12 protein-coding genes and 1 pseudogene are annotated in these 12868 nt (G+C 70.8%); 10 read left to right on the plus strand and 3 right to left on the minus strand.

The features are described from left to right. Positions 1 to 209: 209 nt before the first annotated feature. The 6 genes from IF78_RS0131885 to IF78_RS0131910 all read left to right on the plus strand — a co-directional run bounded on the left by IF78_RS0131885 (position 210) and on the right by IF78_RS0131910 (position 5849). A complete protein-coding gene (locus tag IF78_RS0131885; protein WP_031486686.1) occupies positions 210 to 845 on the plus strand; it encodes a TetR/AcrR family transcriptional regulator in 636 nt (211 codons plus the stop codon). 347 nt (positions 846 to 1192) lie between these two features. Beyond that, positions 1193 to 2788, plus strand: a complete 1596-nt coding sequence (locus IF78_RS0131890; RefSeq protein ID WP_051828324.1) for a sensor histidine kinase — start codon at positions 1193 to 1195, stop codon at positions 2786 to 2788. Beyond that, the gene (locus tag IF78_RS0131895) at positions 2785 to 3192 is read left to right on the plus strand and encodes a roadblock/LC7 domain-containing protein (RefSeq protein WP_031486688.1); all 408 of its coding nucleotides are present in this window, start codon (positions 2785 to 2787) and stop codon (positions 3190 to 3192) included. The genes IF78_RS0131890 and IF78_RS0131895 overlap by 4 nt, the downstream gene beginning before the upstream one ends. Further along, positions 3189 to 3587: a DUF742 domain-containing protein gene (locus IF78_RS0131900; protein WP_031486689.1), complete on the plus strand. Its 399-nt coding sequence runs from the start codon at positions 3189 to 3191 to the stop codon at positions 3585 to 3587. The genes IF78_RS0131895 and IF78_RS0131900 overlap by 4 nt, the downstream gene beginning before the upstream one ends. Then, a complete protein-coding gene (locus IF78_RS0131905) occupies positions 3568 to 4188 on the plus strand; it encodes a GTP-binding protein (RefSeq protein WP_031486690.1) in 621 nt (206 codons plus the stop codon). Before IF78_RS0131900 ends, IF78_RS0131905 begins: the two co-directional genes overlap by 20 nt. A gap of 167 nt (positions 4189 to 4355) precedes the next feature. Then, a complete protein-coding gene (locus IF78_RS0131910) occupies positions 4356 to 5849 on the plus strand; it encodes a cytochrome P450 (RefSeq protein WP_031486691.1) in 1494 nt (497 codons plus the stop codon). Between the two features lie 159 nt (positions 5850 to 6008). Here the strand turns inward: IF78_RS0131910 and IF78_RS0131915 are convergent, their stop codons facing one another. Next, complete coding sequence (locus IF78_RS0131915; RefSeq protein ID WP_031486692.1) at positions 6009 to 6956, minus strand: RluA family pseudouridine synthase; 948 nt, start codon at positions 6954 to 6956, stop codon at positions 6009 to 6011. Between the two features lie 68 nt (positions 6957 to 7024). Between IF78_RS0131915 and IF78_RS44060 the strand changes: the two are divergent. Further along, positions 7025 to 7548: pseudogene (locus tag IF78_RS44060) on the plus strand (GNAT family N-acetyltransferase). Here IF78_RS44060 and IF78_RS0131925 read toward each other — a convergent pair. Continuing rightward, entirely contained in the window at positions 7545 to 9104 is a 1560-nt protein-coding gene (locus IF78_RS0131925) for an amino acid permease (RefSeq protein ID WP_031486693.1), read from the minus strand. The pseudogene IF78_RS44060 and the gene IF78_RS0131925 overlap by 4 nt on opposite strands. A 233-nt stretch (positions 9105 to 9337) precedes the next feature. On the opposite strand from IF78_RS0131925, the gene IF78_RS0131930 reads away from it, so the two are divergent. The 3 genes from IF78_RS0131930 to IF78_RS0131940 all read left to right on the plus strand — a co-directional run bounded on the left by IF78_RS0131930 (position 9338) and on the right by IF78_RS0131940 (position 11931). Beyond that, positions 9338 to 9961: a PadR family transcriptional regulator gene (locus IF78_RS0131930; protein ID WP_031486694.1), complete on the plus strand. Its 624-nt coding sequence runs from the start codon at positions 9338 to 9340 to the stop codon at positions 9959 to 9961. Positions 9962 to 10126: 165 nt separating this feature from the next. Beyond that, positions 10127 to 11158, plus strand: coding sequence for a daunorubicin resistance protein DrrA family ABC transporter ATP-binding protein (locus IF78_RS0131935; protein WP_031486695.1), 1032 nt, complete (start codon positions 10127 to 10129; stop codon positions 11156 to 11158). Beyond that, the gene (locus tag IF78_RS0131940; RefSeq protein WP_031486696.1) at positions 11155 to 11931 is read left to right on the plus strand and encodes an ABC transporter permease; all 777 of its coding nucleotides are present in this window, start codon (positions 11155 to 11157) and stop codon (positions 11929 to 11931) included. Before IF78_RS0131935 ends, IF78_RS0131940 begins: the two co-directional genes overlap by 4 nt. Before the next feature lie 65 nt (positions 11932 to 11996). On the opposite strand, the gene IF78_RS0131945 is transcribed toward IF78_RS0131940, so the two are convergent. After that, entirely contained in the window at positions 11997 to 12842 is an 846-nt protein-coding gene (locus IF78_RS0131945; RefSeq protein WP_031486697.1) for a siderophore-interacting protein, read from the minus strand. Between the last annotated feature and the right edge of the window lie 26 nt (positions 12843 to 12868).

The following is a 12868-nucleotide window of genomic DNA, read 5'->3' on the forward strand; positions in this document are numbered from 1 at the left end:
GCTGCCAACGGGGCGTCCGTCGCGCCCACCCGCGACGCCCCAGCGGCGCGACGGTGCCCGGCAGGGTGATCAGCGGCCTCCGTGCCCGCCGGGTAGGCCCTCCCGCGCCCACCTGTGCCGCCCCGCGGCGCACCCCCCGGGAGGCTGACCAGCAGCTTCCGCGCCCGCGTCGAAATCGTCGTACGTCCCGATGTGCGAGGATCGAACCCATGGGTACGTCAGGTGGGCCGGGAAGCCGCCGGGTCGGTCGGCCGCGGGTCGCTCAGCGGGCGGACAGCGGGCTGGAACCGCGTGCCGAACTCCTCGCTGCCGCCGCCGAGTTGTTCACCACCCGGGGTTACGCCGCGACCACCACCCGTGCCGTCGCCGAGCGCGCGGGCATGCGGCAGGCGTCGATGTACCACTACGTCTCCGGCAAGGAGGAACTCCTCGCCGACCTCCTGGAGTCCACGGTCACGCCCTCCCTCACGTACGCCCGTCAGCTCCTCGCCGACGACGCCACCCCGGCCGAGGACCGGCTGTGGGAACTGTGCCGCGCGGACGTGGAGCTGCTGTGCGGCGGCCCGCACAACCTCGGCGGGCTGTACCTGCTGCCCGAGGTGCGCGCCGAGCGCTTCGCCGGCTTCCATGCCGTGCGCGCCGAACTCAAGGATTCGTACCGCCAGTTGCTCGCCGCCACGGCTGCGGGCGGCGCGCTGTCCAAGGGTGAGCTGGACCTGCGTACGGATCTGGTCTTCGGTCTGATCGAGGGCGTCATCCTCGTCCACCGCTCCGACCCGGAGCGCCCGGTGTCGGTGTTCGCCGAGGCCACGGCGGACGCGGCGCTGCGCATCGCGGGGATCTGAACCTCCGGCCGAACCAGGTCCGAATCCTCGCCGGACCCCGCCACAAGCTCACCCTTCACCCGTCACGGTGAGTATTTTTCGTACACCCTTACGCCGTGACAGGCCGTGTACGAATGTAAGCCGAGCGTATAAATGGAGCCGAGCGTACTCCTCTCGCGCACCCCATTTCAGGTGCTTGCTGAATATGACACGGCGATGATCCGGTCGGACTAAGCTCGCCCGCAGCGCACCGAGTTGAGGCGTATTCGTGCGCTTGTTCCCAAACGTGCAGAAAATTCCGACATACCCATGACGTACCCCGCTGCAAGCTCCCCCTACACCCACCCGATTCGTTTCAGAGGGCCCACATGGTGAGCGTTCAATCCCCGCCCCGTCGCCGTGAACTCCCGTACGTGCGCGTCCTGTTGCTGCCCGCCATAGTCATGGCCGCGGCAACCGGAGCCGCCGTCGCCGTGGTGGCGGAACCGGCCCGGACGGCCGTCGGCGTGTGCGGTGCCGTGGCCCTGTTGCTGGTGCTGGCATCCGCGGCCGAGGTGCTGCGCAGCGGCCGTGCCCTGCGGGACGAGCGGGCCGAGCACGCCCGTCACACCGCGTATCTGGAACGGCGTGTCGCCGCCCACGACGAGGAGATGGTCCGCCTCGCCACGGAGATCACGCCCGCCGCGATCTATCGGCTGCGCTGTGGCAATTCACCCTATGAGGTGATTCGCGACCTCGCCGAGATCGACCCGTCCTACGCCCAACTCCCCTCGGCGCAGATCGCGTTGGTGAAGTCGATGCTCGACATCGTCGACTACGAGGAATCGCTGCGCGACTCCGCCCAGCGCTCCTTCGTCAACATCGCCCGCCGCGTCCAGGCGATCGTCCACCAACAGGCCGTGGAACTGCGGGAGATGGAGGAGGACCACGGCCGCAACCCCGAGGTCTTCGACGACCTGCTGCGCATCGACCACGGCACCATGCTGATCGGCCGCCTCGCCGACTCCATCTCCGTGCTCGGCGGTGGCCGCCCGGGCCGTCAGTGGCCCAACCCCGTCCAGCTGTACAGCGTGCTGCGTGGCGCCATGTCCCGCATCCTGGAGTACCGCCGCATCAAGCTGGACTCCATCGCCCAGGTCAACATCCGCGGCATCTCCGTGGAGCCGGTCATCCACGCCGCGGCCGAACTCCTCGACAACGCCACGCGCTACTCGCCGCCGCAGACCGAGGTGCACGTCACCGCAACCGAGGTGCAGACGGGCATCGCGATCGAGATCGAGGACGCGGGCGTCAGCCTCAGCGAGGAGGCCCGGGCCCGGGTGGAGGGCATGCTGGAGCGCGCCAAGATGGGCGGAGACCTCCAGGAACTCGGCGAGTCCCCGCGACTCGGCCTCGCCGTCGTGGGCCGCCTGTGCACGGCGTTCAACATGCAGGTCTCCCTGCGCACCTCCGCGTACGGCGGCGTCCGTGCCGTCCTCGTGATCCCGCGCGAGATGCTGACCACCGACGCCGCGCCCGGATACGCGCACGGCATCGGTGCCGTGTCGGCGCCCAAGCTCGGACCCGGTGCGCTCGAAGGTCCCAAGCGCACCCCCAAGAAGCGGCGCCCCACCAGCCCGAAGATCCCCGCCACGGTCTCCATGGAGGACGACGTCCCCGTGGTCACCGAGTGGACCGCGGGCGGCCTGCCGCAGCGCCGCAGCCGGGTCAAGACCCCGCTCAGCAAGCGGCTCGCCGAGCAGGCGGCCATCGAACGGGCCGAACGGGAGGGCAGGCCGACCATCTGGTCGACGCCGAAGCCCGAACCCGAGCCCGTGCCCGAGCCGGAGAAGGACGAACCCGCTCCCGGTGCCTGGGTCGAGGCGTTCTGGAACGGACTCAAGGACAAGCCCGACCCCTACACACTCCAGCCGCGAACCCAACCGGCCCGCCGCGAGGCCGACGACGAGGGGGACCACAAGTGATCCAGCAGCGCGCCAACTTCGACTGGATGCTCAAGGAGCTCCACGACGGCGTACCGGGCATCGAGATGATCGTGGTGCTCTCCGCCGACGGCCTGCGCATCGCCCGCTACGGCGGCGACCCGGACACCGCCGACCGCGTCGCCGCGGCCTGCGCCGGCCTGCAGAGCCTGGCGAGCGCGGTCGCCACGGAGATCCCGAACAGCGACGGCAAGATGAAGATGGTCCTCATCGAGATCAACGGCGGCTACTTCTATCTCATGGCCGCCGGCGCCAACGCCTATCTCGCCGTGCTCTCCGACACGTTCGCCGAACCGGGCCTGATGAGCAACCGCATGTCCGACCTCGTCGGCCGCATCGGCGCCCATCTCACCAGTCCGTCGAGGCGCAACGGGCAGACCGTATGACTCCTCCGCAACGCCAGCGGCGATACCCCAAAGGACAACCGCCCCCACGCCTTCCCCAGCCGAGGCAGAAGAAGAACCCGGAAAGGCTCTTCGTGGTGGCCGGGAAGGACGGGGCCGAGCGGGCCGAGCTCGACCTCGTCACCTTAATCGTGGCGAGCGCCGACCCACCGCCCTCCGCCGCGCCCGAGCAGGCGGCGCTGCTCCGGCTCTGCACGACCCCCCTGTCCGTGGCCGAGCTCTCGGCCTATCTCAGTCTGCCGTTCAGTGCGATGACGGTCCTGCTCACCGACATGCTGACGGCCGACCTGGTGACGGCGCGCGCCCCGATCGTGCGCCAGGCCGTCGCCGACCGGTCCCTTCTCGAAGCGGTGATGCATGGACTTCAAAGGCTCTGACACCATCCCCGGTCCACGGACCGAGGACCAGCTGCCGCACACGGCCGAGGCCGCGGTCAAGATCGTGATCGTGGGTGGCTTCGGAGTCGGCAAGACGACCATGGTCGGTTCCGTCAGCGAGATCAGGCCGCTGACCACCGAGGAGACCATGACGCAGGCCGGTATCGGTGTCGACGACAACTTCGGCTCGGACTCCAAGACCGCCACCACCGTCGCCATGGACTTCGGCCGGATCAGCATCACCGACCAGCTCGTGCTGTACCTCTTCGGCACGCCCGGCCAGGAGCGCTTCTGGTTCCTGTGGAACGGGCTGTTCGAGGGCGCGCTGGGCGCGGTCGTGCTGATCGACACCCGTCGGCTCGAAGTCAGCTTCGACGTGATAGGGCGACTGGAGGAGCGCGGCGTGCCGTTCGTCGTCGCCGTCAACTCCTTCCCCGACGCGCCCCGTTACGCCATCGCCGATCTGCGCGCGGCGCTCGACCTCGACGAGGAGATCCCGATCATCGAGTGCGACGCACGCCGCCGGGCGTCCAGTCGTGACGTCCTGATGACCCTGATGCACTTCCTGCACTCGCTCGCCATGTCGGGCGCGCTGAGGTAGGGCCGCGCTCAGGCAGGGCTCGCCCAGGCAGGCCCGTCCGCCGGAGCGGCCCACCCCCTCGCGTCCGGCGACATCTCATCCGCCCGTATCCACAACCGCCCGCACGGCGGGCACCTTGACTCCCCAGACGACTCCCCAGACACCGGATCCACTTCGGAGCGACCACTGTGACGCCTGAATCCCCTTCCACGACCGGTACGCACGACGCCTTTCCCGCCCCGCCGCCCGGCTGCCCGGCCCATGGACTCGGACCCGGAGGACTGCACCGGCTCCACGAGGCGGAGGACCTGGGCGAGCTGTACGAGCAGCTGCGCGAGCAACACGGGCAGGTGGCGCCCGTACTACTCCACGACGACGTGCCGATGTGGGTGGTCCTCGGTCACACCGAGAACCTGCACATGGTGCGTACGCCCTCGCAGTTCTGCCGGGACAGCCGTATCTGGACCCCGCTGCTGGAGGGCATGGTCAAGCCCGACCACCCGCTGATGCCGCTCATCACCTGGCAGCCGATCTGCTCCCACGCCGAGGGCGACGAACACCTGCGGTTGCGCGGAGCGGTCACCGGCGCCATGTCCACCATCGACCACCGCGGTCTGCGCCGGCACATCAACCGTTCCACGCAGCGGCTCGTCAACCGGTTCTGCGAGGAGGGCCGCGCCGACCTGGTCGCCCAGTACGCCGAGCATCTGCCCATGGCCGTGATGTGCGAGATCCTCGGCATGCCCGAGGAGTACAACGACCGGATCGTCGAGGCCGCCCGCGACATGCTCAAGGGCACCGAGACCGCGATCGCCAGCAACGCGTACATCATGGAGGCCCTCATGCGGCTCACCGGCAAGCGCCGGGCCCAGCCGCAGGAGGACTTCACCACCCACCTGATCAACCACCCGGCGCGGCTGACCGACGAGGAGGTCGGCCAGCACCTGCGTGTCGTGCTCATCGCGGCCTACGAGGCCACCGCCAACCTCCTCGCCAACGTGCTGCGCGTCGTCCTCACCGACCCGCGTTTCCGCGCCCAGCTCAGCGGCGGTCAGATGACCGTGCCGGAGGCGGTCGAGCAGTCCCTGTGGGACGAGCCGCCGTTCAGCGCGGTCCTGGGCTATTTCGCCAAGCAGGACACGGAGTTGGGCGGTCAGCACATCCGCAAGGGCGACGGGTTGCTCTTCGCTCCCGCCCCCGGCAACGTCGACCCCCGGGTACGTCCCGACCTGTCCGCCAACATGATGGGCAACCGGTCCCACCTCGCCTTCGGCGGCGGCCCGCACGAGTGCCCGGGTGCGGACATCGGCCGTGCGATCGCCGAGGTCGGCGTCGACGCGCTCCTGATGCGGCTGCCCGACGTGGAACTCGACTGCCCCGAGGAAGAGCTGGAGTGGCGGCAGTCGATGATGTCGGCCCACCTGGTGGAACTGCCGGTCCGCTTCGCGCCGAAACCGCCGCAGGACGTGATGCAGAAGCCGGGCCACGCCCCGGTCCCGCCCCAGCGCGCCACCTGGCAGGTCGGCACGCCCCAGGCCCAGCCGACACCCACCCCGGCCCCCCAGCCGTCCGCCGAACAGCCACCCGCGCCGACGCCGGCTCCGGCTTCGGCGACGACGCCGGAACCGGTGCGGCCGAAGGGGGCCTGGCGACGGTTCCTGCGGTGGTGGCGGGGCAACTGAGCGGCGAACCCGGGTCGGCGTCCACCAGCGCAACCGCACACGGCACTCGGCCGGCGGCGCGGCGCGCGTTCGGACACCGGCCCGGGCCCGGCCCGGACACCGGCACGGATTCAGGCCCGACACCGCACGGGTCCGTCCGCAGCGTGCGGCGATGTTCGGCTACCCCGCCGCCCACCCGGCGTACGAGGCCCAGGCCTCAAGGGTCCGCGGGCTCCGGAACCGATGTGCCGCCCCCGTCACCGGATCGGTGAACTCCAGCGCCCGCGCCAGCAGTTGGAGCGGGCGTCGGAAGTCGTCGGCCGGCGCGGGGGCGGTCACCTCGGGGTACAGCGGGTCGCCGAGGAGGGGTACGCCCAGGGCGTTCATGTGGACCCGTAGCTGGTGGGTCTGTCCGGTGGCGGGCGTCAGCCGGTACCGGGCAAGCCCCTCCCGGTGTTCGACGACCTCGACGTGCGTGACGGCGTTCGGCTCGCCGTCGACCTCCAGGGCGGTGAGCACCCCGCGCTCCTTCACGATGCGGCTGCGCACGGTCCGGGGCAGGGCCAGCTCGGGATCGTACGGCGCCACGGCCTCGTACTCCTTGCGCACCCGCTTGTCGCGGAACAGCCCCTGATACGCGCCCCGCTCCTCGGGCCGCACCGTGAACAGCACCAGCCCGGCGGTGAGCCGGTCGAGCCGGTGTGCGGCGCTCAGTGTCGGGAGGCCCAGCTCCCGGCGCAGCCGCGCCAGCGCGGTCTCGGTGACATGGCCGCCGCGCGGTGTCGTGGCCAGGAAGTGCGGCTTGTCGGCGACGACGATGTGCTCGTCGCGGTACACGACGTCGACCGCGAACGGCACCCGCACCTCCTCGGGCAGCTCCCGGTGGAACCAGACGAACATCCCCGGCACATACGCCGCGTCCGCCGCCACCGGCTTCCCGTCTTCCCCGACGATCAGCCCCGAGTCGAACATCCCGGTGACGACCCCGGGCCCGGCCCCCGAGAGCCGCTCCACCAGATGCTCCCGCACGGTGGCCCATGCCCCCTCGAACGGCAGCCGCACCCGCACCGCGTCGACCCCGTCGCGCTGCGGCAGGGGAGAGGGCGGGGGCGGGGTACGGCGTCTCATCACGATCAAGCGTACGGCGCCCGGAAGGACGGTGGGCCACGCCTTGGCGCGTGGGCAAGATCCGGCGCATGCCCTTTCTGACCAGCCCTGTCCTGCCCGCCGGAACCCTCGCCCGCAATCCGCAGCCCGGCCTCCCTACCGGTGACGGCCTCCTTCTGCGTCCCTGGCGGGCTGAGGACGCGCCCGCCGTGCACGCGGCCTTCCAGGACCCGGTGATGCACCAGTGGCACGTCCGCGCCGCCGACTCGGTGGAGGAGGTCGGCGGCTGGATCGAGGAGTGGCTGAAGGCCTGGGCGGAGGAGCGGGCGCCCAGTGGGCCGTCGTCGACGCCGACACCGACCGTCTGCTGGGGCGCGTCGGCCTGCGCGAGATCCACCTCGACGACGGCACGGCCGAGGTCGCCTGCTGGACCACCGCCGAGGCGCGAGGCCGGGGCCGTCGCGGCCCGCGCCACGACCACGCCGGCCCGCTGGGCGCTCGACGACACGTGGAGGGCACCAAGCACAGCTCCGCCCTGCACATGGACGGCTGGCACGACATGCATCTGCACGCGCGCGTGCAGGGCGACCGAGCGGCGGGGGGACGTGCCTAGGCGGCGGCTTCGGGTGCTGTCGGCTCCGGGTCGGTGCTCACGGGTGCCGTGCGCCGCCGGTACGTCCGGAAGCCGACACCCGCGACCACCGTCACGCCGAGGAACAGCACGGTGAAGTACTGGAAGTACCAGTGCCCGCCCGCCGGGTCGTACACCGCCGCCCGTGGCCAGGCGAGGTTGACGCTCATGACGAGGCCGTACAGCAGGGCCAGGGCGTTGACCGGGACGCCCCAGCGGCCGAGGGAGAACAGGCGGGCGCCCGTCTCGTCGGTGCCGGTGGTGGTGAACCGCCCGCGCAGGCGGGCGATCAGGAGGGGGCCGGTGACCATCGCGTACGCCAGGTAGAGCAGCACGATGCAGGTCGTGCCGATGGCCAGGAACGCCTCCGGTGAGGCGAAGTTGAGCAGCAGCAGGGCCGCCGCGAGGGCGCCGACCACCAGGGCGGGCGCGCCCGGCATGCCGGTGCGCGGGTTGACCTTCGCCAGGCGTCCGGAGAACGGGAGTTGGCCGTCGCGGGCCATCGAGAACAGCATCCGGCAGGCGGCCGTCTGGATGGCGAGGGTCGCCACCGTGATCGCCACCACGACGTCGGCCAGCAGCACCCGGCCCACGCCGTCGCCCAGGCTGCTCGTCAGGACGTAGCTCAGCCCGTCGACGGCCAGCCGGCCGTCCGTGAGGCTGGGTGCGGCGAGCAGCCCGCCGAGCACCAGCAGTCCGCCCAGCAGACCGGCCGCGCCCAGCGCGGTGAGGATCGTGCGGGGCGCGGTGCGGCGCGGGTGGTGGGTCTCCTCGCTCATCTCTCCCGCGCTGTCGAAACCGATCATCACGTACGCCGCCGTGAACGAGCCGACCAGCAGCGCGCCCAACAGGCCCGACTCGGCGGCGCCTTCGGTGTGGAAGGTGATGCCGGGGGAGCGCTCGGAGTGGGTCAGCAGCAGCGCGATGATCAGCACCGCGCCGATGATCTCGGCGGTCACCCCGACCCGGTTCACCAGCGACAGCACACGGTTGTCCATGAGGTTCACGAGCGTGGTCAGGACCAGCAGGAGGACGCCGAGCAGCGCCGCGTTGGCCGCGCCGTCCGCCGAGGTCGGCGCGGGGTCGGTGCCGATGAGCTGGAAGCCGGACCAGATGGCGGGCAGCACCATCTGCAGCGCCAGCGCGGCCGCCGCGACCACCACGACCTGCCCGATCACCATGATCCAGCCGGCGAACCAGCCGAAGGTGACGTTCGACAGGCGTGACGACCACTGGTAGACAGCGCCCGAGATCGGGTAGCGCGCGGCCAGTTCCGCGAAGCACGCGGCCACCAGCAGCTGTCCGACGAGGACCGCGGGCCAGGCCCAGAAGAAGACGGGGCCGCCGAACGCGTACCCGAAGGCGAAGAACTGGAAGACGGTCGTCAGGACGGAGATGAAGGAGAAGCCGGCCGCGAAGGACGCGTACCGGCCGAGGCTGCGGTGCAGTTCCTGGCGGTACCCGAACCCGGCGAGTACGCGCTCGTCAGGATCCAGCGGCGGGTCGGGGCGAGGGGCGGCGGGGGCGGTGCTCGTCATGGCGGCAACCTGCTTTCGCACAGCGGCGCGAGAATTCCTGTCGGGCGACAGAAATTAGGGAGGAGCTGTTTCGTTCGCATGACGTGCTCATGTCTGAGGTGATCCCAGGTCCTCACGGTGGACGCCGCCGGCCCCTGGCGGCAGCCCTCGATCGCGATACATCGTGTCTATTGACGCATTCCCGCGACTCGCGATATGTTCGGCTGCGGATATTCGGAAGCGAGGTGGTCGTCATGGCGAGGAAGCGCCGCAAGCTCACCAACCCCTTGGCGCTCGCCGTGATGACGACCCTCTGGCAGAAGCCGATGCATCCGTATGAGATCGCCCAGACCCTGCGCAGCCAGGGCAAGGACGCCAGCACGAAGACCAACTACGGCTCGCTGTACACGGTCGTGCAGAACCTCGAGAAGCACGGCTTCGTCGAGGTCGCCGGTGTGGAACGCCAGGGCAACCGCCCCGAGCGCACGGTCTACGGGCTCACCGAGGCCGGGCGCGAGGAGATGGCCGAGTGGCTGTCCGATCTGATCGCCGTCCCGGCCAAGGAGTACCCGATCTTCGAGACGGCCCTCTCCCTGATGTCGGCGCTGCCTCCCGCGGATGTGGCGCGGCTGCTGGAGATGCGGCTGAGCTCGCTGGAAGTGCAGGTGGCGAGCGGCCGGGGCGCCCTCGAAAAGCTCTACGAGAGGGTGCCGAGGCTGTTCCTCATCGAGGTCGAGTACCAACTGCACATGGTCGAGGCGCAGGCGAAATGGGTCGGCGGGTTCCTCGAGGAGATCAAGAAGGGTTCGCTGCCGGGCGTCGAGTCGTGGCGGCGATTCCATGAAACGGGGGAGTTTCCGGCCGAGTTCACATCATGAGAAGGACCCCGGCAGGGCTGTTGCAGCAGCTCCGCCGGGGTCGCGAACCCCGAAACGGATCCGCCGTGGGGCAGAACCGGGTCATCGAGGTGCGGCACACCCAGGATAGCCCGGCACTGCTCACGCGGATCGATCACGAGTCCGCTCACCAGGAGAGCAGTCGTCATGAGTACCAGCAGCGGGGCAACCCGCGCGCCCGCAGTCGAGGCGCGTCAACTGATCAAGACCTACGGCGATGTCACCGCCCTGGGCGGCATGGACCTCACCGTCGAGCCGGGCACCGTCTTCGGCCTCCTCGGGCCCAACGGCGCCGGCAAGTCCACCACCGTCAAGATCCTCACCACCCTGGCCCGGCCCGACTCGGGCTCGGCCACCGTCGCGGGCCACGACGTGCTGCGCCACCCGGACCGGGTGCGCCGCGCGATCGGCGTGGTCGCCCAGAACTCCGGCGCCGATCCGGTCGCCACGGGCCGTGAGAACCTCCGACTCCAGGGCCGGCTCCATGGTTTGAGCCGCGCCGGCCTCGGTCGCCGGGTCGCCGAGCTGCTCGACCGGTTCCACCTCGCCGACGCCGCCGACCGCACCGTCAAGGGCTACTCCGGTGGGATGCGCCGCCGTCTCGACGTCGCCCTCGGCCTGGTGCACCGGCCCGAGGTGCTCTTCCTCGACGAGCCCACCACCGGCCTCGACCCCGAGACCCGCGCCGCGATGTGGGACGAGATCGGCCGGCTGGCCGGCGAGGACGGCCTGACCGTCCTGCTCACCACGCACTACCTGGAGGAGGCGGACCGGCTCGCCGAGCGTATCGCGATCGTCGACCGGGGCCGGGTCGTCGTGGCGGGCACCCCGGACTCCCTCAAGGGTGAACTCCGCGGTGACGCCGTCCATGTGGAGCTGCGCCAGGCGATCGGCGAGGCCGGCCGCACGCTGCTCAACGGCGCCCTCGGCGGGCTGCCGGGCGTGCACGAGGTGCTGGTCGACGGGCGCCGCGTCAGCGTCCGCGCCGACGAAGGGGCCGCCGCGATGCCCGCGCTCCTCGCCGCGCTCGACCGCGCCGGGGTCGGTGTCGCCACGGCGACCGTCGCGCGCCCGTCCCTCGACGACGTCTACCTCCGCTACGCCGGCCGCCGTTACGCGGACGCCGAGGCCGACAGCGCCGGGGACCTCGTCCTCGCCGGGACCGGAGGTGCGCGATGAGCACCGCCGTCGCCCAGACCTGGTACATGACGCAACGTCAACTCATGGTGTTCGTACGGCAGCCCGCGTACGCCGTCATCACCCTGATCCAGCCGGTGATCTGGCTGTTCCTCTTCGGCAGCCTCTTCAAGAAGGTCGTCGAACTCGGCGGCTTCGGCACCACCTCGTACCTGGACTACCTGGTGCCGGGCGTCGTCGTGATGAGTGCCCTCAGCTCCAACATGTGGGCGGGGATGGGCACCCTCGACGAGATCCAGCGGGGCACCCTCGACCGGTTCCTGACCACCCCGGTCAGCCGGGCCGCCCTGATGAACGGCAACGTCGTCAACAACGGCCTGGTCACCGCCTTCCAGTCGGTCGTCATCGTGCTGCTCGGCCTGCTGGGCGGTGCCGACTACCCGGGCGGCGTCGTCGGCATCGCCGTCCTGGTCGTCGCCTCGGTCCTGCTCGGGACGGTCTTCGGGGCGTTGTCCAACGCGCTGGGGATGCTGGTGCGGGAGCGGGAGTCGATCATCGGCATCAACACCTTCCTGCTGCTGCCGCTGACCTTCCTGTCCTCCGCTTTCATGGCGCCGTCGCAGATGCCCGGCTGGATGCGGCACGTCGCCGACTTCAACCCGCTCGACTGGGCGATGGTCGCGGGCCGTTCGGCCATGTCCGGCCGGCCCGACTGGGGTGATGTCCTCATCCGGGGCGGCGGGTTGCTGACCCTGGCTGTCGCCGCGGTGTGGCTGTCCATACGGACCTTCCGGTCGTACCAGCGGTCGGTGTGAGCCCCGGACACGGTGAAGGGGCGGCACCTCTGAAGGTGCCGCCCCTCCAAAACCCAAGCACAGGCCTAGGCGGCCGGCTTCGCCCCCTCCTGCTCCGCCTCGATCCGCGCGTTCCAGTCCCGCTTGGAGGCCTGCCAGCCGTCCTCGTTGTGGCCGAGCCGCCAGTAGCCGGAGATCGACAGATCCTCGCGGGGCACGCCGCGCTCGACCCGCAGCAGGTGGCGCAGCTCCTTCACGAAGTGCGCCTCGCCGTGCACGAACGCGTGCACCCGGCCCGCCGGGAAGTCCAGCGAGCGGACGGCCTCGACCAGCGCCTCGCCGATGGGACGGGAGCCTCGGTGCAGCCAGACGACCTCCACATCGGAGTCGATCTTCTGCTCCTCCTCGGGGCCGGCGACCTCCACGAAGGCGTACGCCGTGGCGCCGTCGGGCAGCGACTCCAGGGAGCGGGCGATCGCGGGCAGCGCGCTCTCGTCGCCGACGAGCAGATGCCAGTCGGCGTCGGGGTCGGGGGCGTAGGCGCCGCCCGGGCCCATGAACCGCACGATCTCGCCCGGCTGGGCGCGCATCGCCCAGGGACCGGCCAGGCCCTCGTCGCCGTGCAGCACGAAGTCCAGCGTCAGCTCACGGTGCTCGGGGTCCCAGGCCCGCACGGTGTACGTCCGCGTCACCGGCCACTGCTCGCGCGGCAGCTCCTCGCGGATGCGCTCCAGGTCGAACGGCTCGGGATAGCTCACGCCGACGGGGGAGAACAGCATCTTGACGTAATGGTCCGTGCAGGTGTCCGCCGCGAAGTCGGCGAGCCCCTCACCCCCGAGCACCACACGCTGCATGTGCGGGGTCAGCCGTTCGGTACGGATGACCTGCGCGGAGTGGGGCTTCCGCGGCTTGCGGGCAGGGCGTAGCGCCATCACTGGCCTCCCTCGTTCCAAGCTTA

This window comes from Streptomyces bicolor, assembly GCF_000719285.1.
Classification (GTDB): domain Bacteria; phylum Actinomycetota; class Actinomycetes; order Streptomycetales; family Streptomycetaceae; genus Streptomyces; species Streptomyces bicolor.